Source organism: Mycolicibacterium vaccae NBRC 14118 = CIP 105934 (genome assembly GCF_001552715.1).
GTDB classification, from domain to species: domain Bacteria; phylum Actinomycetota; class Actinomycetes; order Mycobacteriales; family Mycobacteriaceae; genus Mycobacterium; species Mycobacterium vaccae.
In genome coordinates this window covers 1-3,527 of sequence record NZ_BCRS01000041.1, presented here as the reverse complement: position 1 = coordinate 3,527, position 3,527 = coordinate 1, and the positions used below count along the sequence as shown (strand labels likewise).

At 65.2% G+C, this 3,527-nt stretch carries 1 protein-coding gene and 1 pseudogene; both read left to right on the top strand.

Features of this window, described 5'->3' with window-relative positions; translation table 11 throughout:
- Positions 1-1,706: pseudogene (locus tag MVA01S_RS10335) on the top strand (hypothetical protein); the annotation flags it as partial.
- A 76-nt stretch (positions 1,707-1,782) separates the two neighbouring features.
- Positions 1,783-3,527, top strand: a 1,745-nt coding sequence (locus MVA01S_RS10330) for an Ig-like domain-containing protein (protein WP_435405976.1), incomplete at its 3' end; no start/stop codon positions are given.

The following is a 3,527-nucleotide window of genomic DNA, read 5'->3' as shown; positions in this document are numbered from 1 at the left end:
TCAAGGCGGTCACGTTCGCGGCGACCCAGGGCGCACTGTTGGCGCGCGGGGTGACGATCTCGGCCACCGACGCCGACGGCGTGGACAACATCGCGCCGGTGCTCGTGGCCGTCGCAGTGCTGCCCGCACTCCACCTGCCCCCGCTGGTGACTCCTCTCCCAGGACTGGGCTATACCCTCGGCGAGGCCCCGGTCAAGCTGGTTTCGGCGGTGGATATCGCCGATGGGGATTCATCGTCGTTGTCGAAGCTGGTGCTCAAGATCGCCACGTTCGCGCAGTCCGGGGACGTGCTCGGTTATGTTGCGCCCTCGGGTAATCCGATCACCGGATCGTGGGATGCCGAGACCAAGACGCTGACGCTGTCGGGGGTGGCGACCAAGGCGCAGTATGAGGAGGCGCTCAAGGCGGTCACGTTCGCGGCGACCCAGGGCGCACTGTTGGCGCGCGGGGTGACGATCTCGGCCACCGACGCCGACGGCGTGGACAACATCGCGCCGGGATTCGTGACCGTGGGTGTCTGGCTGGCCACGCAGTTGCCGCCGTTGGTGACCCCGGTGGGGGCGCCCACCCACACGCTCGGTTCCACGCCGGTCAAGGTCGTGGCGGCGGTGGATATCGCTGACGGCGACTCACAGTACCTGTCCGAAGCCGTGCTCAAGATAGCGCTGCTCGGCCAGAACGGCGATACCCTCGGTTATGTTGCGCCAAGCGGTAATCCAGTCACCGGGTCGTGGAATGCCGCCGCGCGGACCCTGACTCTGTCCGGTGTTGCGACCAAGGCGCAGTACGAGGAAGCGATCAGAGCGGTGACGTTCGCGGCGACGCAGGGTGCCGGAATCGTACGCACCATCACCATCGACGTCACCGATGACACCGGGGTGCAGAGCCTGACCTCCGGCGTGGTTCTCGCCGGGGTGCGATGGTCGCTGCCGCCGCTGGTCACACCGGTCGGGGCGCCGACCCACACCGTCGGTTCGGCGCCGGTGAAGCTCGTCTCCGGGGTGGACATCGCTGACGGGGATTCGGCCTATCTGTCCAAAGCGGTGCTGAGGATCGCGCTTCTCGGCCAGAACGGCGATACCCTCGGTTATGTTGCGCCGGCGGGCAATCCGGTCACCGCAGTGTGGGATTCCGGCACCCGGACCCTGACGCTGTCCGGTGTTGCGACCAAAGCGCAGTACGAGGCAGCGATCAAGGCGGTGACGTTCTCGGCGACCCAGGGTGTGGGCATCGTCCGCACCATCACCGTGGACGTCAGCGACGACACAGGTGTGCAGAGTCTGACCTCCGGCATTGTTCTCGCCGGTGCCAGAAACCCGCTGCCGCCGCTGGTCACCGCGTTCGGCGGCCGGTCGTACACCGTCGGTAAGCAACCGGTGCAACCTATCTCCGCGGTCGACATCGTCGACGCCGACTCGGACTACCTGACACGCGCCACCGTCGAGGTGACTCTGTTCGGTCGATCCGGCGACGTGCTGCAGTTCAGCGGGCTGGCGGGCGTGCCGATCACCGCCAGCTACGACGCGGGTACCAGGACGTTGACGTTGTCCGGCACCGCCACCAAAGCGCAGTACGAAGCGGCGTTGAAAGCGATCACCTTCACCGCGACTGGCGGTAGTTGGACCACAAGGACTTTGGCAGTTCGAGTGACCGACGATGCCGGTGTCCGGAGTTCGGCAGGATTGCTGACTCTCTCGGTGTGGTGATCGACCACAGATAGATTTCCGGCTCGTACCCGGCGGCCATAGGCCGCCGGGTACGAGCCGACCTGGCGCACTTTCGGTGGATACGCGGCCCTTTGGCCGTCGAAATTGTATTCCCGCAAGGGGATCGCACTCGAAGCACGATGAAGGACTGCATATGTGTGCAAACCCGGCCCGTCACCGCGTCCAGCGTGACGACGAGTCACCTGCTGGCCCCGGTTTCTGGGAGGCCAAGGATCTCCTGGGGTCTCCCACTCCCGGAGGGCCGGGTAAGCATGCGCGCAGAGCGCCGTCCCGATACTCCCTGCACATCGGACGAGTTGGCGCTCTGGCAGTTTCGCTGGGCGTCGGGCTTGCGGTCGCCAATGGCGGTGTCGCGTATGCGGACGGCGAGTCGGACACATCGGTCGCCGGGCCCAAGTCCGAGGAGTCCTCGCCACAAACGCCCTCGCCGCAGCACGATGCGGACGAGACCTCCGCAGACGACGGCGATTCCGATACCGACGAGGACATACCGGTAGAGGATGAAGACGATGTCGACCCGGACGAGGACGAACAGCCCTCTGACGGAACGGATGCGGATCCCGAAGAGGAGACTCCTCCGCTCTCGGAAGGGACCGACGAGGAGTCGCAGGAAGACGTCGACGTCGACGATATGCCGACGGAACAGCCCTCAACCGGCGACGGGGCCCCGGCCAGGGATGTCGAGGAGGCGACCGCTCCCGACGACGAGTCGCTCGTCGTGGACGACGAAGTGATCGAGGCACCCGCATCGTCGGGGGATGTCGCAGTTGTCGACGTCGTCGCGCCTGTGGTCGAGCCCGCCGCGCATGTTTCCGCACCTCCGGAGCAGGGAGCCGAAACTGTCGACATGGTCACCGCGTTGGTGTCGACGGTGGTATCGCCGTTCGCCAATCCGAATGCACCGGTGCAGGCACCATGGTTCGACGCGTTGCTGGCATGGGTCCGGCGACAGATCACCCATACGTTCTCGAACAAGACGCCCATCTACGGGCCGATCACGGTCGAAGAGCTCTTACCCGGACAGCTGTTCATCGACCTGAACGCCACCGACCCCAACGGCGATCCACTGACCTACGAGATCATCCAGCCCCGGTACGGGCTTGTGGTGCGCGACCTCATCACCGGCAAGTTCATCTATACACCGACGTCCATCGTCACCGGCACGCCTCGCCAGGACAGCTTCCAGGTCATCATCCGTGACGATTCCGAACACCTCACCGGCGTACTGGGTTCCGTCCAGAAGTTCTTGCACGGTGTCGCGAGGCTCTTCGGTTTTGCACAGAAGGACAACGTGACCGTCACCATTCCGGTGACGATCAACCCCATCGTTCAGCTGCCGCCGACGGTGGTCACCGGGGGGTTGCCGGTCTTCAAGCTCGGGGACTCGCCGGTAAAGCTGCTCTCGTCGGCCATCATTGCCGATGCCGACTCCGACCGGATCTCCAAGGCCACGATCAAGATCGCCACGTCGGGACAGGTCGGGGACCTGCTGAACTATGTCGCTCCGGACGGAAGTCCGATCACCGCGACGTGGGATGCGGTGACCAAGACTCTGACGTTGGAGGGGCTCGCGACAGCCCAACAGTACGAGCAGGCACTGTTGGCGGTTACCTTCTCCGCGACCAAGGGCGGGCTGCCGCGCGGCGTGGCGATATCTGTCACCGATGACACAGGTGTGCAGAGTCTGGTTCCCGGCGCTGCGATTGTGACGGTGGTCGGTCTGCCGCCGATGGTGTTGGTGGGTGGTCTGCCGGTCTTCCGGTTGGGCGGTAGCCCGGTCAAGGTCGTGTCGTCGGTGGA